This is a genomic window from Novosphingobium sp. (genome assembly GCF_039595395.1).
Lineage (GTDB): Bacteria > Pseudomonadota > Alphaproteobacteria > Sphingomonadales > Sphingomonadaceae > Novosphingobium.
The window spans coordinates 709319-734952 of sequence record NZ_JBCNLP010000006.1 but is presented as its reverse complement, the minus strand read 5'-3'; the positions used below and the strand labels follow the sequence as shown (position 1 = coordinate 734952).

The 25634-nt window shown below is 64.8% G+C and carries 21 protein-coding genes and 1 pseudogene; 14 read left to right on the top strand and 8 right to left on the bottom strand.

Annotated features, from left to right (window positions below; all coding sequences use genetic code 11):
• Positions 1-21: 21 nt before the first annotated feature.
• From ABDW49_RS23245 to ABDW49_RS23235, 3 genes are all read right to left on the bottom strand, one after another.
• A complete protein-coding gene (locus tag ABDW49_RS23245; RefSeq protein WP_343615654.1) occupies positions 22-1149 on the bottom strand; it encodes a glycoside hydrolase family 88 protein in 1128 nt (375 codons plus the stop codon).
• Positions 1146-2462 (bottom strand): MFS transporter, encoded by a 1317-nt coding sequence (locus tag ABDW49_RS23240; protein WP_343615652.1) that lies wholly within the window; start codon positions 2460-2462, stop codon positions 1146-1148. Before ABDW49_RS23240 ends, ABDW49_RS23245 begins: the two co-directional genes overlap by 4 nt.
• A 124-nt stretch (positions 2463-2586) precedes the next feature.
• On the bottom strand, positions 2587-3312 hold the full coding sequence (locus tag ABDW49_RS23235; protein WP_343615650.1) for an FCD domain-containing protein: 726 nt from the start codon (positions 3310-3312) through the stop codon (positions 2587-2589).
• A gap of 121 nt (positions 3313-3433) precedes the next feature.
• Here ABDW49_RS23235 and ABDW49_RS23230 point away from each other — a divergent pair, with 121 nt between their 5' ends.
• The 3 genes from ABDW49_RS23230 to ABDW49_RS23220 are packed head-to-tail and all read left to right on the top strand — an operon-like array spanning position 3434 to position 5926.
• Positions 3434-4399: a DUF4861 family protein gene (locus ABDW49_RS23230; protein ID WP_343615648.1), complete on the top strand. Its 966-nt coding sequence runs from the start codon at positions 3434-3436 to the stop codon at positions 4397-4399.
• Between the two features lie 55 nt (positions 4400-4454).
• Positions 4455-5318, top strand: coding sequence for a Rossmann-like and DUF2520 domain-containing protein (locus ABDW49_RS23225; protein WP_343615646.1), 864 nt, complete (start codon positions 4455-4457; stop codon positions 5316-5318).
• Positions 5315-5926, top strand: coding sequence for a DUF938 domain-containing protein (locus tag ABDW49_RS23220; protein ID WP_343615645.1), 612 nt, complete (start codon positions 5315-5317; stop codon positions 5924-5926). Before ABDW49_RS23225 ends, ABDW49_RS23220 begins: the two co-directional genes overlap by 4 nt.
• A 45-nt stretch (positions 5927-5971) precedes the next feature.
• Here ABDW49_RS23220 and ABDW49_RS23215 read toward each other — a convergent pair whose 3' ends face one another.
• A complete protein-coding gene (locus tag ABDW49_RS23215; RefSeq protein WP_343615644.1) occupies positions 5972-8173 on the bottom strand; it encodes a TonB-dependent receptor in 2202 nt (733 codons plus the stop codon).
• A gap of 300 nt (positions 8174-8473) precedes the next feature.
• Between ABDW49_RS23215 and uidA the strand changes: the two genes are divergently transcribed.
• On the top strand, positions 8474-10420 hold the full coding sequence (gene uidA / locus ABDW49_RS23210) for a beta-glucuronidase (protein WP_343615643.1): 1947 nt from the start codon (positions 8474-8476) through the stop codon (positions 10418-10420).
• Between the two features lie 115 nt (positions 10421-10535).
• The gene (locus tag ABDW49_RS23205) at positions 10536-11864 is read left to right on the top strand and encodes an amidohydrolase (protein WP_343615641.1); all 1329 of its coding nucleotides are present in this window, start codon (positions 10536-10538) and stop codon (positions 11862-11864) included.
• On the opposite strand, the gene ABDW49_RS23200 is transcribed toward ABDW49_RS23205, so the two are convergent.
• A complete protein-coding gene (locus tag ABDW49_RS23200; protein ID WP_343615639.1) occupies positions 11865-12380 on the bottom strand; it encodes a GNAT family protein in 516 nt (171 codons plus the stop codon).
• 279 nt (positions 12381-12659) lie between these two features.
• Between ABDW49_RS23200 and ABDW49_RS23195 the strand changes: the two genes are divergently transcribed.
• The 4 genes from ABDW49_RS23195 (at position 12660) to ABDW49_RS23180 (ending at position 15176) form a co-directional block, all read left to right on the top strand.
• The gene (locus tag ABDW49_RS23195; protein WP_343615637.1) at positions 12660-12839 is read left to right on the top strand and encodes a hypothetical protein; all 180 of its coding nucleotides are present in this window, start codon (positions 12660-12662) and stop codon (positions 12837-12839) included.
• Between the two features lie 11 nt (positions 12840-12850).
• On the top strand, positions 12851-13678 hold the full coding sequence (locus ABDW49_RS23190; protein WP_343615636.1) for an SDR family oxidoreductase: 828 nt from the start codon (positions 12851-12853) through the stop codon (positions 13676-13678).
• Positions 13679-13797: 119 nt separating this feature from the next.
• Positions 13798-14205: a cupin domain-containing protein gene (locus ABDW49_RS23185; protein ID WP_343615635.1), complete on the top strand. Its 408-nt coding sequence runs from the start codon at positions 13798-13800 to the stop codon at positions 14203-14205.
• A gap of 134 nt (positions 14206-14339) precedes the next feature.
• Positions 14340-15176, top strand: coding sequence for an SDR family oxidoreductase (locus tag ABDW49_RS23180; protein WP_343615633.1), 837 nt, complete (start codon positions 14340-14342; stop codon positions 15174-15176).
• Here the strand turns inward: ABDW49_RS23180 and ABDW49_RS23175 are convergent.
• Both ABDW49_RS23175 and ABDW49_RS23170 read right to left on the bottom strand, forming a co-directional pair.
• Complete coding sequence (locus tag ABDW49_RS23175) at positions 15161-16057, bottom strand: LysR family transcriptional regulator (protein ID WP_343615630.1); 897 nt, start codon at positions 16055-16057, stop codon at positions 15161-15163. The genes ABDW49_RS23180 and ABDW49_RS23175 overlap by 16 nt on opposite strands.
• 14 nt (positions 16058-16071) lie before the next feature.
• Entirely contained in the window at positions 16072-17307 is a 1236-nt protein-coding gene (locus tag ABDW49_RS23170) for a multidrug effflux MFS transporter (RefSeq protein WP_343615628.1), read from the bottom strand.
• 365 nt (positions 17308-17672) lie between these two features.
• Between ABDW49_RS23170 and ABDW49_RS23165 the strand changes: the two genes are divergently transcribed.
• The 4 genes from ABDW49_RS23165 to ABDW49_RS23150 all read left to right on the top strand — a co-directional run bounded on the left by ABDW49_RS23165 (position 17673) and on the right by ABDW49_RS23150 (position 22875).
• Complete coding sequence (locus ABDW49_RS23165; protein ID WP_343615626.1) at positions 17673-18773, top strand: ThuA domain-containing protein; 1101 nt, start codon at positions 17673-17675, stop codon at positions 18771-18773.
• Between the two features lie 213 nt (positions 18774-18986).
• The gene (locus ABDW49_RS23160; protein ID WP_343615624.1) at positions 18987-20588 is read left to right on the top strand and encodes a DUF4173 domain-containing protein; all 1602 of its coding nucleotides are present in this window, start codon (positions 18987-18989) and stop codon (positions 20586-20588) included.
• Entirely contained in the window at positions 20585-21307 is a 723-nt protein-coding gene (locus ABDW49_RS23155) for a response regulator transcription factor (protein WP_343615622.1), read from the top strand. The genes ABDW49_RS23160 and ABDW49_RS23155 overlap by 4 nt, the downstream gene beginning before the upstream one ends.
• Entirely contained in the window at positions 21304-22875 is a 1572-nt protein-coding gene (locus ABDW49_RS23150) for a HAMP domain-containing sensor histidine kinase (protein ID WP_343615620.1), read from the top strand. The genes ABDW49_RS23155 and ABDW49_RS23150 overlap by 4 nt, the downstream gene beginning before the upstream one ends.
• Before the next feature lie 348 nt (positions 22876-23223).
• On the opposite strand, the pseudogene ABDW49_RS23145 reads toward ABDW49_RS23150, so the two are convergent.
• A pseudogene (locus ABDW49_RS23145) lies at positions 23224-24650 on the bottom strand (MFS transporter).
• Positions 24651-24756: 106 nt separating this feature from the next.
• On the opposite strand from ABDW49_RS23145, the gene ABDW49_RS23140 reads away from it, so the two are divergent.
• Positions 24757-25620, top strand: coding sequence for a LysR substrate-binding domain-containing protein (locus ABDW49_RS23140; RefSeq protein WP_343615618.1), 864 nt, complete (start codon positions 24757-24759; stop codon positions 25618-25620).
• The last annotated feature ends 14 nt before the right edge of the window (positions 25621-25634 follow it).

Sequence of the window (25634 nt, the reverse complement as noted above, 5' to 3'; positions counted from 1 at the left end):
GGGAAATCTCCGGAAAGAACGTCAGCGCTCAAGATCGGCCATGGCGACGGCAGCCATCAGAAAGGCGCCGGTGCCGTAATATTGGGTGTCAGAGGGCGCGACCTGCTCGGGCCGGTCGCTCACCTGCTGCACATAGCCGAGGCGCCCATCGGGCTGGATCGCGCGGGTCAGGGCCGCCCAGCCACGCTGCGCGGCGGGCGCGTAATGGGCCCGGTCCAGCAGCCCGGCCTTGACGCCCCAGGCCAGTCCATAGGTGAAAAAGCCGGTCCCGCTGGTTTCGGGCGGCGTGTCCCCTGTGGCCAACAAGGACGGCGCCCAATAGCCATCGGCTTTCTGCAACGCGACAAGCCGCTCGGCCATGGCGCGGAACAGGCCCTCCATCCATGTCCGGTCGGGGTCTCCGGCGGGCAGCATCGGGATGATCCGAGCCAGGCTGGCGAAGACCCAGCCATTGCCCCTGCTCCAGAACTCCTTGCGCCCGGCTTCATCGCGGCGCTCGAAGAAACGGCTGTCGCGGTAGAGCAACTGCTCGGCCGGATCATAGAGGAACTCGACCGTGCGGCGATATTCGGCCAGCGCATGGCGGCGATAGCGCGCATCGCCCGTCTGGCGGGAGAGCGCGATCCAGGCCGGGGGCGCCATGAACAGCGCGTCCGCCCAGCACCAGCGCGTTTCGCATTCGATCCCCTTGCCGCCCGCATAGAAAGCCAGCCCGACCTTGGGCGGCTGAGCCAGAATATGGTCGAGATGCGCCCGCGTCGGCGCGACCGCCTCGGCGCCGGCGCCGTGGGTCGCGGCCCAGAGATAGGCCTGCGCAATCGCCTGATCGTCGGCATGATAGGGGCGCGGACCGGGATGCCAGCCCTCGCCCTTGCCCATCGCCAGCACCGCCTTGGCCAGATGTTTGTCGGCGGGCAGATGGTCGGCCAGCATGGTCATGCCGATCCAGAAAGTGGCCTGCTGCCAGGAGGCGGGACGGCGGGTCTCCTCGCTGAAACGGGTGACCAGCGTGGTGTCGTCGCGGTGGGCAAGCTGCCAGTCGGCCAGACGCTCCGCCACCGCCAGAGGGGCTTGCGGGGCAGGCGCGGCCTGCGCCGGGCCGGACCAGAGCGTGAGCGCCAGCAGGGGCGCGAGATGACGCAAACTCATGACTGTACCTCCAGACGGGATGCCTCGACCGGCACAAGCCGGGGGCTGAGCAAATGCAGCGCAAGCAGCGCGAGAATGTAGGCGGAACCGGCCACCGCGAAGATGGGCGCGTAACTGCCGAGGGCATCAAGGACAAAACCGGCATATTTGGCCATCGCCATCCCGCCCAGCGCCCCTGCGGCGCCCGCAATGCCGATCACCGATCCCACGGCGCGGCGCGGAAAGAGATCGGAAGGCAAGGTCAACAGATTGGCGGAAAAGGCCTGATGGGCGGCGGTGGCAATGCCGATCAGCAATACGGCGGACCACAGGCGGTCCACAAATTGCACGAAGAGCACCGGCGTGACGGCAATGGCGCAGACCAGCATCACCAGCTTGCGGGCGCGATTGGGGGTGGCGCCGCGTTTCAGCAAGCGCGAGCTGGCCCAGCCCCCCGCCACGCTGCCCAGATCCGACATGAGGTAGATCACCACCAGCGGCGGCCCGAAGGAGGCCAGATCCAGCCCATAGCGCTTGCCCAGAAAGTCAGGCAGCCAGAACAGATACATCCACCAGATCGGATCAGTCATGAATTTGGCGATGACCAGCGCCCAGGTCTCACGCAAACCAAGCAATTGCCGCCATGACGAACCGCCGGAGCCTGCCGGAACCGAAGTCTCCGCCCCCTCACCGATCAGCGCCAGTTCCTCGGCGCCAACGCGCGGATGGCGGGAGGGCTGGCGGTAGATCGCGATCCACGCCACCAGCCAGACCAGACTGAGCGCCCCCGTCGCGATAAAGGCCATCCGCCAGCCATAGGCGAGGGTGATGGCTGGCACGATCAGCGGCGTCAGCACCGCGCCGACATTGGCCCCGGCGTTGAAAATGCCAACCGCCAGAGCGCGCTCACGCTGGGGGAACCATTCGGTCACGGCTTTCAGGCCCGCGGGAAAATTGCCCGACTCGCCGATGCCCAGCGCGAAGCGGGCAAGAGCAAATTGCGTGACGCCGCGCACCAAGCCATGCGCCATATGCGCCAGCGTCCAGAAGGCGAAGGTGATCGCATAGCCGAAGCGCGCCCCGGCCACATCCATGAACCGCCCCAGCGCCAGATAGCCGATGGCATAGGCGCATTGGAACCAGAAGACGATGTCGGCATACTGGCTTTCGCGCCAGCCCAGCTCGGCCTGCATGGTCGGCTTGAGCACGCCGATCATCTGGCGATCGATATAGTTGATCGCCGTCGCCGCGAACAGCAGAGCGCAGATCACCCAGCGATATCCGCCAAACGGCGGTGTGGCGCGCTGCGGCGCGCCCTCTTGAGCCCTTGGCATCAGCTCCCTCTCGATTGTGCCGGCCCTGGCGCGCCGACAGGCGCTGGCCGTTCTTTCGAGGGAGAGCCTATCGCTCTTTCATCGCCAAGGCAACAGTTGTATGACAACTATTGCAGGAGGATGTTCAATCCAGTGGACCGGCCTCCGCTTCGTCCTTCATCCGGCGGTGGCGTTCCAGGCTCTTTTGCATATGGCGGCGCGCGGCGCGGCGCGCGGCAACCGGGTCACCCGCCTCGATGGCGGTGAAGATCCCCTCATGATCGCGCTGAATGGCCTTGGCATAGGAGCGATGCGCCACATCGGACTGATCGCGCAGATAGACCGCGCGGCGGGGCACCAGACGGATGCCCAGAAAATCCATGAAGCGCGAGTAATAATCGTTCTGCGTCGCCCGCGCGATGGCCGCATGGAAGGCCGCGTCGGCATCGACGGAGGCCTCGACATCCCCTCCCTCGGCCATCCGATCGAGGCATTCGCGCAAGGTGGCAATATCAGCCTCAGTCCGCCGTTCCGCTGCCAGAGCGGCCATCTCGGTTTCCAGCGCCATGCGGATTTCGAGGAGCTTGATGACATCCTCGACCTCCTGCATCTCCTCAGGCGTCACCTGAAAGGCGCGGTAGCGCGCGGCGGCAGGCACATAGGCGCCGGACCCCCGGCGCGACTCAAGAAGCCCGCGCGCCGCCAGACGGGCAAAGGCCTCGCGCACCACGGTCCGGCTGACACCTGCGGAATCGGTGATCGCCTTTTCCGTGGGGAAACGGGATCCGGGCGGCAATTCGCCGGAATCGATCTGTCGTTCGAGTTGCCGCACGAGTTCGTCAGCCAGGGAGACCGCTTTGGTGGTTTTCATAGGCGCGATCCTAGCCATCCGCCGCCCGTCCCGCCAGTGCTATTTCGCCATGCAACAACATAGTTGTCATACAATCTTCCCGCTGCTAGCCTGATGGGCACAAGGGTGAGGAAAGCGAAACATGACAATCATCTCGAAGCGGGCATGGCCGGTGCTCGCCATGCTGACATCCACGCTGGCCGTCACGAGCGCGCCGCTCCGCGCGGCCCCGGACGATATGCCGCCGACCACCATGCCCCCGATCCATGGCGCGTTGACGGCGCCCGCCGAGACCGAGCGCCAGCCCCGCGCCACGGTCAGTTTCGCTCCCTATCGCTATGGCGACATTCTGTGGGAGAACGACCGCACCGCGCATCGCATCTATGGGCAACCGCTGGAAAGTGCCGAGCCGCCCTCCACCTCGGGCATGGACGCCTGGGGCAAGAATGTCCGCTGGCCCTTTATGGAGCGGCAATTGCGCACCGGCGACCAGCACGCCTATCATGGCGAAGGTCTGGACTTCTACAACGTCAACACCTTTCGCGGGGCTGGCGGGCTGGGCATCTGGCAGGACAACAAGCTGTGGGTGTCGCGCAATTATCGCGGCTACAAGATCCTGAAGAATGGCCCCGATGTCGCCCGTTTCGAGGTGAATTATGCACCCTGGCCGGTGGATGTCGATCGCAAGGTTTGGGAAACGCGGCGTTTCAGCTTGCCGCTTGGCACCAACTTCACGCGCATGGTCTCGACCATCAGCTCCGACAAGCCCGAGCCTTTGCTGGTGGGCATCGGCATCGGCAAGCATCCGACCTCCGAGGCCAAGGGCACGCTGCATGCGGATCGGGCGCGCGGCACGCTGTCATGGTGGGGGCCGGAAGATCCGATGAAGGGCGCGATGGCCGTGGCGCTGATGGTCGACCCGGCCATGATCGCCGAGATCCGCGAGGATTCGGACAATTATCTGGTGCTGCTGCGCGTTCAGCCGGGCCAGCCCTTCGTCTATTACATGGGCGCCGGATGGGACAAGGGGCTCGATTTCCGCAATGAGGCGCAGTGGGATGCCTATGTCGCAGCCCAAAAGCCCGATTTCGATCCCAAGCACGAATGAAGGCCTGAGTTGCGCCCGGTAGCCAAGCGCAGGGTCTGCCGATAGAGAGGCGGCCATGACCCAACACCGGATCGGCATCATTGGAACAGGGCGCGTGGCGCAAGCTCTTGCCCTGGCCCTGCGCCCTCATTCAGCCCCGCTGCCCCTGATCTGGGGGCGGTCGGCAAGCAGCGTTCAGGTGGCTCTGGAAAGGATCGGGGGCGCGGAGGCTGTTGGCGATTTGGCCCGGCTCGTAGAGGCCAGCGACATCATCCTGATCGCGGTCACCGATGACGCGCTGGGGAGCATTGTCGCCGATCTGGGCAATGCGGGCGCCTTCGCCCATGCTCCGCTGGTGGCCCATGTCAGCGGCGGCAGCGGCGTGGCTCCCCTCGCGCCTCTGGCGGCGCGGGGCGCCATCACTGCCGCGATCCACCCGGCGATGACCTTCACTGGCGATCCCTCCGGTGAAGTCCAGCGCATGGTCGGCGCCCGCTTCGCCATCACCGGGGTAGGCGAAGAGGCATGCGAACGGGCCACAAGGCTGGTGCGCCTGCTGGGCGGGGCGCCCGTCCTTATCGCCGAGGAGCATCGCGCGCTCTATCACGCTGCGCTGTGCCACGGGGCCAATCATCTGGTCACGCTGCTGGCCGGATCGCTGCAGGCCCTGCAGGCGGCGGGAGTCGACGATCCCGCAGCGCTGCTGGCGCCGCTGGTCCGCGCCGCGCTGGAGAACAGCCTCGCGCATGGGTTCGATGCGCTGTCCGGCCCGCTGCTGCGCGGCGACGGTATGACCATCCGCCGTCATCTCGATGCGATCAACCGGAGCTGCCCGGATCTGGCGCCCGCCTATCGCGCCATGGCGCTGGCCACGCTGGATACCTTGGAGCGGGCAGGAAAACCGACAGCACAGGATATGCGAAAGGAGCTGACGCCATGACCGATATCGAGGATGGCCGCCGCTCCGCCCCGGCTGCCCTGCGCAATCGCGAGCCCATTCTGGAGATTCTGCGCGACATTCTGCCTGCCTCCGGGCTGGTGCTGGAAGTCGCCAGCGGCACGGGCGAGCATGGCGTGCATATGGCCCGCCACCTGCCGCATCTGCACTGGCAACCCAGCGATCCTCTGCCCGAGGCCCGTCAATCCATCACCGCCTGGGCGCGGAGCGAGGGCCTGTCCAATCTTCTTGCGCCGCTAGAGCTGGATGCCGCTCGGGAGGTTTGGCCCATCGATCAGGCAGCGGCGATTGTCTGCATCAACATGGTCCATATCAGCCCATGGGAGGCCACAGCAGGCCTGATGCGCGGCGCGGGGCGTATTCTGCCCGCTGGCGGAGTTCTCTATCTCTATGGCCCATACCGGCGCGGTGCGCGGCCACTCGAACCGGGCAATGCAGCCTTCGATGCCGAGCTGCGCGCCCGTGATCCCCGCTGGGGATTGCGCGAGGTGGAAGATGTGGTGGGCTGCGCCGACGCCCAGGGCCTCACCTTCGAGCGATCCATCGAAATGCCCGCCAACAATCTCTCGCTGATCTTCCGCAAAAACTGACCTGCAAGGCAATGCTGCGGCGGAGCGAACCCCGCCGCAACAGGATCAGAAGGAATAGGAAGCACGCACCCCGAAATAGCGGGCGAAGTCGCGCGGCAGATAGCTCTGGATCGCCAGTTGCCCGGCGTAATTGCCGCTCGAATTGGTGATGTTCTGGTAATAGTGCTTGTCGAACAGATTGTTGACGAAGGCCATCACCTCATAGTGACACTCCGGCTGGCGGATGCCGATCGACAGATTGGCGATGCCATAGCCGCCCTGCACCGTCGTCGGGTCCTGACTGAGCGAATAGTTGATGGCGCTCTGATAGGTGTAGGCCGCCGTCACCACGCCCTGGAACGGCAGGCTGCCCAGATCATGGGCATAGTCCACATTGGCGGTCAGCTTCCATTCCGGCGCCTGAGGCGGACGCGAACCGGTCAGGTTCTGATGCGCCGGAACACCGCCCGCAGCCGGGACGCAGCCCTGCGCCGCCGTCTGGTTGGTGTAGCACTGGGCATTGGCGAAATCGGTGATCGTGGCATCCAGATAGGCCACCGATCCGCCGATGTTCAGCCCTTGCGCCGCGCGCGCCGAGGCTTCGACCTCCACGCCCCGCGTCCGCAGGCGGCCGACATTGGTCAGGCGGTAATTGACCGTGCCATCGGCCAGATTTTCGATGCCCTGGGCCTGGAAATCCTTGTAATGGGTATCGAACAGCGTGGCGTTCAGCGTCACGCGGCGGTCGAGCAACTGGGTGCGGACGCCCAGTTCCCAATCGGTCGAGGTCTCGGGCCGCACCGGCGTGGTGCGGTTGGCGTTGAAGCCGGTCGACAGGTCATAGGTCTGCCCCTTGTGCCCGGTGGCATAGGTGGCGAAGACCATCACATTGTCGCCCAGATGCTGCTGGATGCCCAGCTTGTAGGTGCCGAAATCGTCACCCGCGCTGCCCGAATAGAAGGTGTTGTTGCCCAGAATGTCGAGGAACGTGTACTTCACCCGCTCATGGCTGTAGCGGCCACCGGCGATCAGCGTGGTGTGGGGCAGAACGTCAAATTCCAGTTGCCCGAAACCAGCCTCCTGCTCCTGATTGGCCGTGGCGTACCAGCGGGCCTGCGAGTAGAAGGGCCCGCGCGTAAAGTCGCGCGAATAATCGACATTCGCATAGAACAGCCCCAGCGTGTAGCGGAAGCGGTCATGCCCCGGCGAAACCAGCCGCAGCTCCTGCGTCCACTGTTTTGAGGTGAAGGTGCCGAACTGCTTGTTGTTGATCGAGGCCAGCGCGGATTCATCCTGATCGAGCTGATCGTTCAGGCGGAAGCTGTCATGGCTGGTGATCGACATCAGCGTCGGCCCGCCCAGATCGAGCGAGATGCGCAGCGATTCCGCCAGATCGTGATATTGCGTGCCGGTGGTGTAATCGTTCACCACATTGCGATTGTTGGGCCCCACTGTGACGCCGGGCGCATAGGCCGACTGGGGATAGGCCGGATTGCCGCGCAGCAGCGCGGTGGGCGACAAAGCGACAAAGGGCCGCCCGGTGGTGTTCCGCCCATTGATGTAATCGAGCCCGGCATCGATCTTGAGGTTCGCGCTTGGGGTCCACACCAGACGGTTATGCGTCGAAAAGATGCGGCGCCCATTGACCTTCTTGCCATCGGCCAGATTGCGGATGTTGCCGCCGAAATCGTCATAATTGAGCGTGGTGCGGAAGCCCAGATTGTCGGTCAACGGCCCTGACAACACAGCATTGCCCTGCCATTCGCTGTCCGAGGTGGCCAGCGCGCTGACCTTGGCGGTGAGCGTCTTGCTCGGCCCCGGCGTGACGATGTTGATCAGGCCCGCCGAGGCGGATTTGCCGTAGAGGGTGCTCTGGGGTCCGCGCAGCACCTCGATCCGCTCGATATCGGCAAGATCGGCAAAGGCGCGCGCCTGAAAGGAGATCGGCACGTCATCGACCACCACAGCGACGCTGGGCTCGACGCCGATGGAGAAAGCAAAGGTGCCCACACCGCGGATCGACACCGAGGCATTGACCGGATTTTCCGCTGGCCTGACCACCAGCGAGGGCGCGACGCGGTTGAGATCGGCAAAGTCCCGCACGCCATTCGCCTGCAGCAACTGTCCGCTGACCACCTGCACCGCTGCTGGCACGTTCTGGAGGTTCTGCGCCCGCTTTTGCGCCGTCACGATGATATCTCCCGGCGCCGGAGCCTGATCTACCGGCGGGGCGGTCTGGGCCTGAGCCGCGGATGCAACCAGCAGCATTGCCGATCCGGCAAGCCATGCATGAATCATACGAGTGGCGGACGTCATTTCTTCATCTCCCCGCAAATGCAGATCGCTTCACGGCGATCCATCTGCCACTCGGCTACATATTAGCCTGACCAATTGCAAGGCGGATTCCGCAATATTGGTAAAATCTTCCGTTCGGATTGGCTTGCCATGGGATATAACCCAAGCTAGCATCCCGTTTATGACCAAACCTTGCGTGAGAGGCGGTCAGTCCAATACGGCCGCATCATGCTTCGAAACAGGCGGCACACAAGACAAGGGGGAGAGACACAGATGGCCGATATGACACGCCGCGGGCTGGATATGACGCGCCGGCAGATGTTCGAAGTCGGCGCCGGACTGGCCGTCAGCGCCTCGCTGGCCGATGTCGCGGTGGCCGCACCCGCGCCGGGCAAGGCCGACATCGCGGCCAATCCCCGCTTTACCCCGCTCTATCCGCATGAAAGCGCGACGCGCACCACCCGCGATCTGTCCGGCCTGTGGGACTTCCGCCTCGATCCCGAGGATCAGGGCGAGGCGAAGCGCTGGTTCGAAGGCTTCGATCAGGCGCGGCGCATTCCCGTTCCCTGCAGCTGGAACGACCTGTTCGACGATGCCCAGAACTACTTTGGCGCCGCCTGGTATCAGACCGAGTTTCACGCCGACGCCCCAACGCGTGACCGCCGTCTGGTCATCCGCTTCGGATCGGCGGTCTATCACGCCAAGGTGTGGCTCAACGGCCATCTGCTGGGCGAGCATCTGGGCGGCCACCTGCCCTTTGCCTTCGACGCCAGCGATGCCGTGCATGCAGACAAGCCCAACCGACTGGTGGTGATGGTGGAAAACCGGCTGCGGATCGACCGCGTGCCCGCCATCCCGGACACGCAGGCCTTCCATCTTTATCAGGAGGATCTGCCCGAAACCTCCTATGATTTCTTCCCTTACTCAGGGCTGCACCGGCCCGTCTGGCTCTGCTCGGTCCCGGCGGTCCATCTTCGCGATCTGACGGTCACGACGCGGCGCTCCGGCGGTGCCGCGCTGGTGGATGTGCGCCTTGCGGTCTCCGGCAATTGGTCAGGCCCCGCGCGGCTGACGCTCTCGGGCGGCGCCTCACCCATCGAGGTGGGTGTGTCGGTCAGCAATGGCGCGGGCATGGCGACGATCCATGTGCCCTCCCCCCGCCTGTGGGGCCCGAACGATCCTTTCCTTTACACGCTGACCACACGGCTGGGCGGTGGCGCGCCGCTGGATGAATATGCCCTGCCGGTCGGCCTGCGCACGGTCGAGGTCAAGGGCGAGGCTCTGCTGGTCAATGGCGAGCCGGTCCATCTGCGCGGCTTCGGCAAGCATGAGGACTTTGCGCTGCATGGGCGCGGGCTCGATCTGGCGGCGCTGGTGCGCGATTTCGAGCTGCTCAAATGGATCGGCGCGAACAGCTTCCGCACCTCGCACTATCCTTATTCCGAGGAAGCGATGATGCTGGCGGACCGCTATGGCTTCATGGTGATCGGGGAAACGCCGGCGGTCAGCATGACCTTTGCCGATGCCCCCGCCGCCATTGCCGCGCGGCATAAGCAACTCACCGAGGACATCACCGATCTGGTCTCGCGCGACAAGAACCATGCCTGCGTCATCCTGTGGTCGATCGCCAATGAGCCGCTGACCAAGCCCTTCCATTCGCTGGAAGCGGCGCCCGGCGATGCGGTAGCCAAGGGCAAGGCCTTCTTTGCCGACATGTTTGCCCATCTGCGCTCGCTGGACAGCACGCGCCCGGTCGCGCTGGTCAGCGTTCAGGGCGGCCCGGTCGAATGGGTGTCGCAGGGCGATGTGATCTGCACCAACAGCTACAATGGCTGGTATGCCGGATCGGGGCGGATCGCCGATGCGGGCGTGACCCTGGAACGCGAGATCCGCGCTCTGCACGAAAAATGCGGCGCCAAGCCGATCATCGTGACCGAATTCGGCGCGGACGCCATGGCGGGCATTCATGCCCAGCCCGCCGAAATGTGGAGCGAGGATTTCCAGTCCGACCTGATCGCCACCTATCTCGATGTGCTGGCGGGGCTGCCTTTCGTGATTGGCGCGCATCCCTGGGCCTTTGCCGATTTCAAGACATCGCAGAACATCATGCGTGTGGGCTCGCTCAATCTGAAGGGCGTCTTCACGCGGGACCGCAGGCCCAAGGAAGCCGCAAAAATGCTGCATGGCCGATGGGCGAAGGCCGGCATGAACAGCTTGTGACCCCGACCATGCGCTAACTTGCCACGCTCAGCGCATTGACAAGCCTTGCTTCTGCTGGTGCCATGGTGGCGGGCCCTGACCGGTCCGCCGCCTTCCCTCTGTCGCAAAGGTTGCCATGCGCGCTTTCCATTTGATGCTCGCCACAGGCCTGATGCTTGCCCCGCTCACCGTTCAGGCCAAATCCGATCCGGCGGCGCTGCGCAAACAGGTGGATGCCAGTTTCGATGCGCAGTGGAGCGACCTTGAGGCGCTCTATCAGGACCTCCACAAGAACCCCGAGGTCGCCTTTCAGGAGAACCGCACGGCGGGCATTCTGGCCGCGCGGCTGAAGGCGCTGGGCTTTGAGGTGAGTGAGCATGTCGGCAAGACCGGCGTGGTGGGCGTGCTGCGCAATGGCCCCGGCCCGGTGGTGATGCTGCGCACCGAACTCGACGCGCTGCCGATGGAGGAAAAGACCGGCCTGCCCTATGCCAGCCGCGCGCAGCAGACGGTCGAGGGCAAGCTGACCTTCGTCGACCACGCCTGCGGGCATGACAGCCATATGGCCTGGTGGGTCGGCACCGCCAAGGCGCTGGCCGGGATGAAGAGCCAGTGGCATGGCACGCTGATCATGGTGGGCCAGCCCGCCGAAGAGGTCGTCTCGGGCGCGAAAGCCATGCTGGATGACGGGCTCTACACCAGATTTCCCAAGCCCGATTACGCCTTTGCCGCCCATATCGGCTCGGCCCCGGCGGGCGAGGTGTCAGTGAAGCAGGGCGCCACCACCTCGGCCAGCGATTCCATCGTCATCACCTTCCACGGGCAGGGCGCGCATGGCTCGATGCCCGACAAGAGCATCGACCCCATCGTGATGGGCGCCCGCTTCGTCGAGGACGTGCAAACCGTGATCAGCCGCCAGAAAGACCCGCAGAAATTCGGCGTGGTGACGGTGGGATCGTTCCATGCGGGCACGGTGGGCAACATCATCCCCGATACGGCGCAACTGGCGCTCTCGCTGCGCTCTTACGAGCCTGCCGTGCGCAAGCTGCTGGTCGATGGCGTGGGCGAGACGGCGCGCGCCGTGGCGCAGATGTCGCATGCCCCCGCGCCCGATGTGGTGCGCATCCATGGCACGGCGCCGGTGCTCAACGATCCGGCGCTGGCGGCACGGGCGGCGGGCATGCTGACGCAGGCGCTGGGCAAGGACCGGGTCACGCTGGTCCCCACCAGCGAGCCGGGCTGGACCGCCAGCGAGGATTTCTCCGAATACACCGCCGCGGGTGTGGCGCAGACCACCTTCTTCAGCGTGGGCGGCTATGATCCGGCGGTGCTGGCGAAATATAAGGCGGAAGGCAAACCGGTGCCGGTCAACCACTCCCCCTTCTTCGCGCCCGATCCCAAGCCGAGTATCCGCACCGGCATGGAAGTGCTGACGCTGGCGGTGCTGATGGTTGCGGGCAAATAGCTATCCGCCCTTGCGGGAGGGCCATTCCTCGACCAGCAGGCCATAGATCAGCGAATCCCGCAGGCCGATATGCGTCTGCCACTCGGCCCGCAGCCGCCCCTCCAGCGAGAAGCCCAGCTTCTCCATCAGGGCGATGGAGGGCCGGTTGTCGGGATCGATATCGGCGAAAATCCGCCGCTGCCCCTGCGCGAAAAGCTGGTCGATCAGCAGGGTGACCGCCGCGCGCGCATAGCCCCTGCCCTGCGCCTCGCGGGCCAGCAGATAGCCGATTTCCACGAGGCCCTCACGCTTCTGCCCTGCCGATACGAAACCGAGGGGCCGGTCGTCCTCAGGCTTCACGATCGCCCATGACTGCCAGTTCGACTGCGCGTCACTCGCGAAAGTTTCGCGCAAATCCTCGACATTCTCGTAAGGCGCGCGCGACCACCACCGCATCGTCTCGGGATCGGACATGGTGGGGAACAGCGCATCGGCATCGCTGGCTTGGCGCGGGCGCAGGATCAGCTCTTCGGTCATGGCAAGTCCGGATCATCGGCGGCGCGCCGGGCGCGCTGGTGAAAGGCCACTGCCTATCCGAAGCGGCATGGGAATGCAAAAATGGCTGGGCGGCCAGCGGAGCCTCCTGCCGGACCGCCTCCCTCCACCCTTTCATGAGCCCACTTCATAAAGGCTTGCGCATAAGGCCAGCTTATCACGCCCGGACTGCAGGTTTAAAAAGGCTCTCCGCAGATTGATCGACCATGGACGCCCCCTCACGCAATCGAGTCGGCGCCTGTGCCCAGACAGGACGGAACCATGATCCTAAGCACCCGCATCCTTGGCTCCCTCGAGGTTTCCCCGATCGGCTTCGGCACCATGAGCTTCACCTCGATCTATAGCGAAGCCCCGGAAGAGTCCGAAATTTTTGCCTTCCCGAGGCGGTGTTACAACTCTCCTGCCGTTAAGTCTGCCGAGGCGCGGACAGGCGCCCGTTGAAAGGTTCTTCCATGAAAGAAGTCATTGTTCTGATTGGCGCCGGTTCCATCGGCCAAGCCATAACCCGCCGCGTCGCGGCAGGCAGAAGCGTGCTCATCGCCGATCTGCGGCAGGACGCCGCCGACAGCGCGGCCCAGACCTTGCGCGATGCCGGTTTCACCGTCGAAACGGCTGTGGTCGATGTGGCGTCCCGGCCCTCGGTCGAGGCGCTCTCGATGCGGGCCGCCGCCATGGGCGCGGTGATGGGCCTGGTGCATGCCGCCGGGGTCTCCCCCTCGCAGGCGCCCGCGCAGACCATTCTGGCGGTCGATCTCTATGGAACGGCGCTGATCCTCGAGGTGTTCGGCACGGTCATCGCGGCGGGTGGCTCCGGTATCGTGATTTCCTCACAATCAGGATACCGCATGCCCGCCCTCACCGCCGATCAGGATCGGCAACTGGCCACCACGCCCGCCGATGACCTGCTGGCCTTGCCCATGTTGCAGCCCGATTGCATCACCGATACGCTTCTGGCTTATCAGATGTCGAAACGCGCCAATGGCTTGCGGGTCAGAGCCGAAGCGGTGCGCTGGGGGCAGCGCGGCGCCAGGATCAATGCCATCAGCCCCGGCATCATCATCACGCCGCTGGCCCATGACGAGTTGAACGGACCGCGTGGCGAAGGCTATCGCAAGATGCTGGAACAGTCTCCGGCCGGACGCGCGGGCACACCCGATGAAGTCGGCGCTCTGGGTGCGTTTCTGATGGGCCGCGAGGGGGCATTCATCTCGGGCAGCGATATTCTGATGGACGGTGGAACGACCGCCAGCTGGTATTATGGGCCACTCGCGCCGCAATGACGCGCCATCGCATTCATGATCGGGGTTCATAGCGGCATCTCAACAAACCAGCCTAATCCTCCGCCCAAAGGCGGTCTAGAAGTGCGGTTCATTCCCTTCCGCATGTCGAGACCGTCATTATGGATATCATACGTAACGGCAGCGTTGCCGCTGTCTCAGGCCCGGACGAAACCTTCACCGGCTCGGTTCGGGTGGACACGCCCTTTGCCGGGACGGACGGTGCCACCATCATGGGCGCTCACGTCCATTTCCAGCCGGGGGCCCGCACCGCATGGCATCGCCACCCCAAAGGCCAAACGCTGATCGTCACCCACGGAGTGGGCCGCGTTCAGGCCGAGGATGGTCCGGTGCGGGCCATTCGGGCCGGCGACGTGGTCTGGATACGCCCGAATGAGCGCCATTGGCATGGCGCCGGCGACACCACGGCCATGAGCCATATCGCCATCGTTGAAACCAGCGAAGGCGTCTCCGCCGACTGGATGGAAAAAGTAACCGACGAAGCTTTTCTGGCGCCGTCGATCGACTGACACCCCACCCCCACACAGCTTCATGCGGGCCCATAACCGCGTGAACGCGGGCAGGGAATCATCGGGCTCTTCCCATCTCCCCCCGATGCTTCCCTGCCTGCCTGCTTCTCTTGCCCATGCCGGAGGCCGCGATCATGAAAAGCCCCAGTCTCGATGTCCTCCTTGTCGGCGCGACCGGCAGCATTGGCGAGCTTGTCACCCTCGAGGCGCTCAAGGCCGGGCATCGGGTCCGCGCCCTTGTCCGCTCCGCCAGAAAGGGCCGACGCCTTCCCGCGGGCGTCACCTGCCATATCGGCGATGTCACCGAGCCCGAAACCCTGACCCAGGCCGTCTCCGGCGTGGAGGCCATCATCATCACGCTGGGGTCTGACGGCTTTGGCAAGCAGGGCGCGAAAGCCGTGGATTACGGCGGCGTCCGCAACATCCTGACGGCTCTGGGCGACCGGACGCCGCGCCTCGCGCTGATGACGGCCATCGGCGTCACCGATCGCGTGGGCGACGACAACCGCCGCACCCATGCCCATGACTGGAAGCGCCGCGCCGAGCGCCTGCTGCGGGTCAGCGGCCTCGATTACACCATCGTGCGGCCGGGCTGGTTCGACGACAACGGCATCGATGACATGATGCCGCTCTTCCTGCAGGGCGACCGGCGCCACGCTGGCGACCCCAGCGATGGCACCGTCGCGCGCCAGACGATTGCCCGTGTTCTGGTCGACAGCCTGACCAATCCGGCGGCCAGTCGCAAGACGTTCGAACTGGTCTCGGCCTATGGGCTGGAGCCGGTCGACCTCACGCCGCTCTTTGCCGGCCTCAAGCCCGATCGCATCGAAGCGCTGGACGGCGTGGAGGATCTCGACAATCAGCCGCTCAGCGGTGAGCCATGGGAGGTCGCGAATGAACTCGCGGCGGAGGCCGGTCGCGGGCGCGAGCGGCGCATGCTGGCGGGACAGCTCGTTCAGTCGCCCTTGTAGCGCAGCGCATCCACCAGCAAGGCAAAAGCGGGCGAGGCCTGTCGTCGGCTCGGATAATAGAGATGATAACCGTCAAAGGGAGGGCACCAGTCTTCCAGAACCCTGACCAGCCTCCCCCCGGCGATGCTGTCCTTGACGATCTCGTCGATCGTCATCGCTAGCCCCAGCCCGGCCTCCGCCGCCTGAACCAGAAAGCCGGGGCCCGAAACCGTCAATTGCCCGCTGACACGCACATTCATCGCGCGCGCGTTGTTCTCGAACTCCCATGCATAGAGCCCGCCCGATGAGGGCAGGCGCATGTTGATGCAGTTATGGCTCGCCAGATCTTGCGGGGTCAACGGCACGGGATGCGTCTCGAAATAGGCGGGCGCGCCCACGCAAGCCATCCGGACGGGCTGACCGATGCGCACCGCGATCATGTCGCGGTCGATCGCCTCCCCCAGCCGGATCCCGGCGTCGAAGCGCTCCTCCACAATATCGACGAAACCGCCGTTGATGCTGACCTCGACATGAAGGTCCGGATAGTCAGGCAACAGCCGGTCGAGCGCGGGCAGCAGGATGCTGCGCGCCGCGTGATCGGAGGTGGTGATGCGGATCGTGCCCGCCGGCTTGTCGCGCAACTGCCCGATCTGGGTCACCCCCGCATCGATCTGGTCGAGCGCGGGGCGGATGATGGCGATCAGCTTCTCACCGGCATCGGTTGGCGACACCGACCGGGTTGTCCGCGTCAGCAGCCGCACGCCCATGCGTCCTTCCAAGCGGCGCATCGTATGGCTCAGGGCCGATTGGGAAATGCCGAGCTGGGCCGCGGCACGGGTGAAGCTGCGCTGCTCGGCCACGACCAGAAAGGCGGAGAGGTCGGCAAGATCGGTACGGTTCAAGCGGTGCGCCTTTCTCAGGACGGTCGAAGGGTGGTGCGATCGCTGCGGGCCCCCAGCCACAGGAAGCTCGCCATGGCGGCGCAGCCCGCCACGGCCATGGCATTCGCCATGGGGCGCGGTGTGCCATCGGCCATCACGCTGATCGCGGCCGAGCCCAGCATGCCGCAGCCATATTGCGCCGCCCCCAGCAAGGCGGAAACGGCGCCAGCCTGATCGGGGCGATGCGCCATGGCGCGGGCCATCGAATTGGCCACGATCAGCCCCGATGCGCCGACATAGACGAAGCAGGCCAGTGCCAGACTCCACAAGCCACCCCATTGCGTCCAGGCGGCAAAGGCGAGCACCAGCCCTGACGCCGCCGAGGCCAAGGCTCCCCAGCGGATAAGGCGCAAGCCGCCGAAATGAGGAAGCAAACGGACATTGGCCATATTGGCCAGCATGATGGCCACGATACCGGCGCCAAAGATCAGACCGTAACGCTGTGGCGGCACATGGCTGAAGGTGATGAAGGCAAAGGGGCTGCCCGCCACATAGGCATAGACGCCAAAGTAATAGAACCCGCCGACCATGGCGCATGTCATCACCCGGCCATCGCGCAGCAGGGCCGCGTAACCAGCCATGACCCCCGCCATATCACGGTGCGAGCGATGCGCCGGCGGCAGGGTTTCCGGGATTGTCGCAAGGCCCGCCCCGGTCAGCAGGCCAATGATGACCAGCACCCAGAAAATCGCCCGCCATCCGGCAAGAAGAAGGATCTGCCCGCCCAGCAAGGGCCCCACCAGAGGAGCCACCGCCATCACCGTGATCAGCGTGGAGAGCATCGCGCCCGAACGCTCGGCGCCATAGACGTCGCGCACCATGGCGCGCGACAGCACGACCCCGGCGCAGGCCCCGCAGGCCTGCACGATCCGCCAGACGATGATCGCGCTGGCCGATCCCGCCAGAGCGCAGCCGATCGAGCCAATGATGAAGAGCAGCAGCCCGATCGCGATCGGCCGCTTGCGACCGAAGCGGTCCCCCAACGGGCCCCACACCAATTGCCCGCTGCTGAAGCCGATGAGGTAACCCGCAATGGTCAACTCCATCGCGCCTGCATCGGCATGCAGTGCCTTGCCCATGGTCGGCATGGCCGGGAGGTAGAAGTCGGTGGAGATCGACGCGAAGCCCATCAATGCGCACAGCACCACCATCAGGCGCAGCGGCGGCGCGGCAGGCTGGTCTGCCTCGATGCGCGTGACTGTCACCGACATGACGGCATCTCGGCGATGGCAAGAGCATGGTCCCGCATGATCATGGGTCAGAGCCTTTCTGGTGGTTGAGCGAGGCTCTCCACTAGGCCCATTCATTCCCCTCGATTAGCGGCATAAATCAGCATGCCTTTATGAATTATATTCACAAATTATGGATGGCATGTGCTGCCTTCTCCGTTACCGCATCAAACGGGCAAACAGATCAAGCTGGGCAGCAAGGAGCGCCAAAGCAATATCCTCACGCAAGGCTGGCGCGTGATCTGGACAAATTCTGAAACTGCACCAAAGTAGGCTTCATAAAGCTTATGGCAGGCAGATGTGCGACGCGCATCATGCTTCCACAGAGCAACAGGGAAAGGCCTAGAATGAAGACTGTACGGACGGGCTTGGTCGCCATTGCAGCGCTGGTCATGGCATCATCCAGCCCGGCGCAAGCGCAGGTGACGGATTGCCCCTTAGCCACCGCGCCCTATTCCGTTGACAGTCCGCTGATCGACCTCCTGCTCAAACCCGAGGCTAAGGCGGTCCTGGCGCAAGACATGGGCGCCGACTTCGCCAAGGTCTCACCCTTCCTGAGCGGCACTCAGGCCCCGACCTTCAGCGTGATCATGTCGCCCCGCACGCTGTTCGACTTCCTGAAGCTGGACACATCGGCCCTGCCCCGGATCGATGCCCGGCTGAAGCAGATTTCGGTGACCCCGGCGGATCAGATCGCCCGCTGCGCGCGCTATGACAACGATCATGCCGACCCGCGTCCCGAGGGCAAGGGACTGCATGTTCTGGTCTTCGAGAAGATCAATGGCTTCTACGACAAGGGATCGGTCGATGCGGCCCATGCCGCTCTGGCAGACATGGCCGCCACACAGGGCTGGTCGATGCAGTTCACCGACAAGGGCGGCGCGATCCGGCCAGAGGTGTTGCAACGCTACAATCTGGTCGTGTGGAACAACATCAGCGGCGACGCGCTGACCGTGCCGCAGCGCGCCGCTTTTCAGACATGGATCCAGAATGGCGGCGGCTTCGTCGGCATTCACGGCGCGGCGGGCGATCCGGCGACCTTCTGGGACTGGTACACCGACAAGCTGGTTGGCGCGAGTTTCCTGGGCCATCCGATGAATCCGCAGTTCCGTGCGGCGACGGTGCGGGTCGCCGATCAGGCCGATCCGGTCACACGCGGACTGCCGATCAGCTTCAGCGTCACGGACGAATTGTATTCCTTCCGCAAAAACCCGCGGCAGGCGGGCGTTCATGTGCTGGCGACGCTGGATGAGGCAAGCTATGCGCCGCCGCCCGAACTCAGCATGGGCGCGGACCATCCCATCGCCTGGAAGCACTGCGTCGGTCGCGGCAGAGCCTATTATTCGGCGCTGGGCCATACACCAGCCAGCTATGCCGATCCAAATCACCGGCGCCTGTTGGTACAGGCGATCAACTGGGCCGGTACACCTGACCCGGCCTGTCGCTAAGCGTTGCAAGGCGCGCTGTTGGCCCCATCATATGGATCGCCGTAAACGGGATTATCGTTAGGTGGAGTGACCATCGGTGAGAACTCGATCGCCGATGAGTGAGCACCAACCTGCATAATTTCTGCACAACGCCTGCTGCATATCCACATCCGCCGCGCCATCGGTTGCGCATGGCCGGGCGTCAGATCTCGCCTTCATTCGATGGAGGTGGCGATGATGATGCGAAAGATCCGGTCTCGCGGCGATTTTCTGATGAAGCTCTGCGCCGGGGGAGCCCTGGTTGCGGCAGGTGATGCGATCTTTTGGCGCCTGGGTCAGGATCGTGCGGGTTGGGGAGCGGTTCTGCTGGCGCTCGTGCCATTGACGCTGGCGCTTCGCCCGGCCCTGCGCCGCGAACGGCGTGCGCTGGCCTGCTTTGCCCTGGCCATGACGATGGCGCTGGCGATGGTGTTCGACCCCGGCCTGCTGAGCTGGACTCTGTTCTGGATCTTCGCAGGCATGGGTACGCTGATGCCCAGCCTCGTGCGATTCGGCGATGCCTGGCAATGGGCCCAGCGGCTGATGCTGCATGGTCTGCGCTCTTGCGCGGCACCATGGCTGGACGGGTTCCGGGTGATGCGTCTGCGGCGCAGGAAAAAAGTGATCGGGCTGCGCGCCGCTTTACCGCAACTGGCTTTGCCGCTGATCGGCAGCGCGATCATCCTGGGCCTGTTCACCGCTGCCAACCCCGTGCTGGAGGATGCGTTCAACCGGCTGTTCTCGATCTCCCTGTTCGATTTTCCCATCGAACGCATGATCGTCTGGCCGCTTTTCTTCACCATGGTCTGGAGCCTGCTGCGCCCGCGCGGCTGGCGCCATCAGTTAGGCACCTTCGATGGCAGGGGCGACCTGGCCCTGCCCGGTGTTTCCGTGGGTTCGGTCCGCCTCTCGCTGATCGCGTTCAATGCGCTGTTCGCCCTGCAAAATCTGATGGATCTGGCCTGGCTGTGGGGCTTGCTGCCGCTGCCCTCGGGCATGACGCCGGCGTCCTACGCCCATCGTGGCGCCTATCCGCTGATCGTCACCGCCCTGCTGGCGGCAGGCTTTGTGCTGGTGGCGCTGCGCCCCGGCTCGCAGACGGCCAGCATGCCGCTGATCCGCCGCATGGTGGTGCTGTGGATCGCCCAGAATGTGCTGCTGGTGGGCAATGCCGCGCTGCGCACGCTCGACTATATCGCGGCCTTTTCGCTCACCTCATGGCGGATCGCGGCGCTGCTGTGGATGGGGCTGGTGGGCTTCGGGCTGGTGCTGGTGTGCTGGCGGATGCTGCGCGACAAGAGTTCGGCCTGGCTGATCAACGCCAATGCGGCGGCGGCGCTGGCGCTGATGGCGGCCTGCTGCTTTGTCGATCCGGGAACGGTTTCGGCGCGCTACAACATCACCCATGCAAGCGAGCTGGGCGGCGGCGGGGCCCCGCTCGACATCTGCTATCTCCAGCAATTGGGGCCATCAGCGCTGGTGCCGCTGGCTGACCTGGAAACCCGCCCCGCGCCTGAGCCGATCCATCTGTGGGCGCGCCTGCTGCGCCAGAATGCGCAATTCACCCTCAGCAACGATCAACACGGCGGCCACTGGACCATGCTGGGCGCGCTGCGACTGGCCGATGTGCGAACCCGGCTGAGGATGCTGGCCCTGTCCCCGCGCGCATTCGATGCCCCCGATTGCCGGACCCGCGATGTCCATGCCCTGCCCATCGCGCTGGAACTGGAACCGGCCCCACAGCCGCAACCCCGCCCTCAACCCGCCCCCACCTTGACGGAGCAGGCCCGGCCATGACAGATCGCCCCATGACCACGCCCGCCCGCAAGGTGCTTCTCGTCGATGACGATCCGCATATCCGCCAGCTTCTGGCCTTTGCCTTCGGCAAGGCGGGCATGGCCACCATCGAGGCAGGCGACGGCGAGGAAGCACTGGCCCGGATCACCGCCGAAGCCCCCGACCTGCTGGTGCTGGACATCAACATGCCCCGCATGGACGGGCTGGAAGTCTGCCGCCGCCTGCGTGGTATGGACAGCGCGGTGCCCATCCTCTTCCTTTCCAGTCGCGATGATGAAATCGACCGGGTTCTGGGCATCGAACTGGGCGCGGACGACTATGTCGTCAAACCCTTCTCCCCGCGTGAAGTGGTCGCCCGCGCCGGGGCCATCCTGAGGCGCAGCGCTCCCCAGCCCATAACGCCCCCCGATGCCGTATCCAGCCATGGCGGGCTCAGGCTCGACACCGCGAGCTGGCAGGCTTTCTGGCAGGGGCAGGAGGTGGCGCTGACCGTCACCGAATTCTCCCTGCTGGCCGCACTGTTTGCCGCGCCCCAGCGCATCTTCTCGCGCGAGGCGCTGATCGACCGGCTGCACGGCCCCGGCTTTGCCGTCACCGACCGCACCATCGACAGCCATATCCGCAATCTGCGCCGCAAATTCGCGGAATGCGGCGCCAGCGATGTGATCGAGACGCGTGCGGGGATCGGCTACCGGCTGGGCGCCTGCGGGCGAGGATGAGCTGGCTGCGATTTTGGCTGGGGCGGATCTGGCCGGTGATGCGGCTGCGGACCATCATGTTCGGCCTGCTGCTGGTGGTGGCGGCGCTGCCCGGCGTGGCAGCGATCATGCTGCGGGTTTACGAGAACGCGCTGGTGCGCCGCACCGAAGCCGAACTGATCGCGCAAGGATCGGCGCTGGCGGCCAGTGCGGCGCTGAACTGGCCGAACAAGACGGCCCCGGCCGCCGACCCCGCCGAGCCGCGCGATGCCGATGATTATACGATCTCCACCAGCATCGATCTGCGCGCCAGCGCGATCCTGCCCGAACGCCCCACAGCCCTGCCAACCAACACTGCCGCCGATCCCACGGCATCGCGCATGGCCGCACAGATGGCTCCGGCCATCGCTGAAACACGGCATGTCACGCTGGCCTCGATCCTGCTGCTGGACCGGCAGGGCATCGTGCTCAATGGCAGAGACACCGGGCGCAGCATGAGCGCCCTGCCCGAAGTGCGCGCGGCTCTGGCGGGCCATGCCGCCACCGTGCTGCGCCACAATGGCGCCTACACCCATCCCTGGCCGCTCGAATGGGTCAGCCGGGCCACCGATATCCGCCTGCATCATGCTCGCCCGATCACCGCGGGTGGGCAGGTGGTGGGCGTATTGCTGGTCTCGCGCTCGCCGCGCGCGTTGTTTCGCGGCATGTATGAGGATCGGGGCAAGATCGCGGCGGGCTCCGCGGCGATCTTCCTGTTTCTGCTGGCGATGACGGCGCTGCTGGGTCGCACCATTGTCCGCCCCATCGAGGCGCTGAGCCGCGCCACCCGCGCCCTGACCGAGGGGCGGCCCGCCGATCCGCCTCATCCCACACTGCGCATCACCGAAATCGACGGGCTGATCCGCGATTTTGCCAGCATGGCCGAGGCCATCGAGACCCGCTCGCACTATCTGCGCGATTTCGCCGCCGCACTGGCCCATGAGTTCAAGACGCCGCTGACCGGCCTGTCGGGCGGGATCGAGCTGCTGCAGGACCATGGCGCCAGCATGTCCGCCGATGAGCAGGCGCGCTTTCTGGCCAATATGGCGGGGGATGCCCAGCGGCTGAACCGGCTGATCTCGCGTCTGATGGATCTGGCCAAGGCCGATATGCGCCGCCCGGCGGACCAGACACAATGCGATCTGACAGAGGTTCTGGCGCGGATCGCCGATGGGCTGTCAGGCGAAACCTTCGCCGTGACCTACGCCATCGCCGACGGCGGCGACAAGGCTTCCATCGATGCGCCCGCGCTGGAAACCGTTTTGACCACGCTGATCGACAATGCCCGTGCCGCCGGTGCGGGGCAGGTCTTGATCGAGGCCAGGCGGGATGCCGCAACCACGGTGATCGTCGTCACCGACAATGGCGGCGGCATTCCCGAAGGTGACCGCGCGCGCATTTTCGAGCCCTTCTTCACCAGCAAGCGGGCGCAGGGCGGAACGGGGCTCGGCCTGCCCATCGCCCGCGCCCTGATCGAAGGGCATAGAGGGACGCTGAAGCTGGACAGGATTGATCAAGGCACACGATTCCTCATCCATGTGCCGTCCTGATTGCCGTGCCAACCGCCACTTTGAACAGAGAGGAGAGCTGGACGGCGAACACGCAGCTTTTATGGTAAGGTCGCTGACAAAGGCCACATAATGGGTGTCGGACGGGCCAGTCATAAGCAGCCTTAGGTTAATGGGAATAACCAGTGATCGATGGGGTTCAATGTAGCGATTGGCCGCACCATCTGCTCGTCCGTCAGCCGATACAGGTCGCTTATGTTCAGTCTCCTTGGGAACCCTGAATCACATCACCGCCTGCCAATCAATGGTTCCCGAGGCTCGTGGGATGACAGCACCAGTACGCAACCTATGCATGGATCGCTGCGACAATTCTCTCCCGATCTGGACCAATCATCCGGTCGCTTCCCGCCGGGGCAGCCAGAGGGAGAGAAAGCCAGCCAGGATCAGCAAGGCGACATTGCAGCCCAGTGCCGTCGCAAAAGCATGAGCATAGGCCAGGGCGCCATGCGCCTGCCCCAGCGTGCTGAAGAAAACTCCGCCAATGACGGCAATCCCCAGCGCGGCACCGATCTGAAAGGTGGAGATCACGATGCCGGATGCCAGTCCGGCATGGCGATGATCCACATCGCTGATGACCACGCCGATCACCGAAGGGGTGATGATCCCCAGCCCCATACCCGCCACCGTCAGCCCGAATTCAAACAGAGGCGGCATGCTGGCCAGCGCAGCGGCAATGACGGTGACAAAGCCCAACACCTGCACCGCAAAGCCCAGCGTCAATGCGCGCGCCCCCAGACCGCGCACCAACCGCGCCGAAGCGAAGGAGGCAACAAAGAACCCGCCACCGAAAGGTGCGATCCGCAGGCTGGCCGCCAGTGGTGAAAGACCCAAACCACTTTGCAGATAGGTCGAAACCGTCAGATAGAAGGCTGACAGCATGTAATAGAGAAACGCCATCCCCACGCCGATGGAAAAACCGCGCCGGGTAAACAGGCTCAGGTCAACCAGTGCCGCGCCGCCTCGCATGGTCAGGCGGTGCTCGAAGGCAACGAATGCGCCCAGCGCGAGAGGAAAGAACGCCAGCAAGGCGAGCAGATGCGGCGGCCAGCCGGTTTCTCGCCCCTCGACCAGCGGATAGACCAGACTACCCAGCGCCAAGGACAGCAGGACCACGCCGCCGCCATCCAGCCTGCTGACATGCGCGGCCCTGGTTTCGGGCAGAAACAGCATGCTGCCTGCCAGCGCGACAAGGCCAATCGGCACGTTGATCAAGAAAATCGCCTGCCACGGCAGGCCGAACGGCTGCATGGCCACCAGCACCCCGCCCAGAATCGGCCCCAAGGCTCCGGCCAGGCCGAAGGTTGCGCCATAAAGGCCCAGCGCCACCCCCGCTCCTCACGCGGGAACAGCACCCGGATCGAGGCGAGCACCTGCGGCGCCATGATGGTGGCCGTCAGCCCCTGCAGCACACGGCCCGCGATCAGCGCCTGCGCCGACCAGGCCAGCCCGCACAGCACCGAGGCGAGCGTGAAACCGGCGATGCCGGCCGTGAACATCCGCTTGCGCCCCAGCCTGTCGCCCAAGCGCCCGCCGGTGATCAGAAAGACCGCGTAAACCGCCGCATAGGCCGAGATAACGAATTGAATCTGGCCCGATGTGGCATGCAAATCCTGACGGATCGCCGGCAGCGCCAGATTGATGATGTTGAAATCCAGCACGGGCAGCAAGGCTCCGGTCAACAGCACGCTCAGTGCGATCCAGCGGCCCGGATCATGGGTGAGAGCGGTATTGGGAGCGCAAAGGGTCTGGGACGTCATCATACGCCTGTCTGGAGAAGGGACACAGGGTCAACATAATCGATCCTTTTCATAACGGAACAGGATGGATATACATTTCAGAGACAACATTTGGAAATGATAGCCCATGCCGACGCTTGATGTGGACTCCGTTCGGGCCTTTGTGATGGTCGCCGATCTGCTCAGCTTTACCCGTGCCGCATCAGCGCTGGGCACGACGCAAGGGGCGATCAGCGTCAAGCTCAAGCGGCTGGAGGACCATATCGGACATCGCCTGCTGGAACGGACACCCCGGCTTGTACGGCTGTCTTCGCAAGGCGCCGCTTTTCTGGAGGGCGCCCGCGATTTCCTTGATGCCCATGACCGTGCTCTGGCAGGGCTGATCGCGCAGCCACGCCGCTTTGCCTTGGGGATTTCCGCTTATGTTGCCGGGCCGGAGGTGCCTTCGCTGCTGGCCCGGCTCCATGCCCATGACCCACATTTGACCATCGAGGTGGAATTCGACACCTCGCGCCGGTTGATGGAAAGTTTCGACCGTGGCCTGATCGATGCCGCGATCATCCAGCGAGACGATGACCGCCGCGATGGCGAAACGCTGGCGCATGAACGCCTTGGCTGGTTTGCCGGTCCAGCTTTCCGCCATTGCCCCGGCCAGCCTTTGCGTCTGGCCACACTGGCACGTTCGTGCCGCGTCCGCCATCTCACCACGCGTGCGCTGGATATGGCCGGTTTTGAATGGGTGGAGGTGTTCCACGGCGGAGGGTCTTCCGCGGTGCTCGCGGCAGTATCGGCGGGACTGGCTGTGGCAGCGCTGTCCTATCGGGTCGCTCCAGCCGATGTGGTGGATATCGGCGCAAAGCTGGGACTGCCCGCCCTGCCCGATGCGGAGGTGGTGCTGCATTCCTCGCTAACCGATCCACGCTCGCGTGAAGCCTTGCGGGCTTTGGCTGCCGCTTTTCGCGAACACCGCGCGCCGTCACGAGCGGCCTGACCATAGCGAGGTCC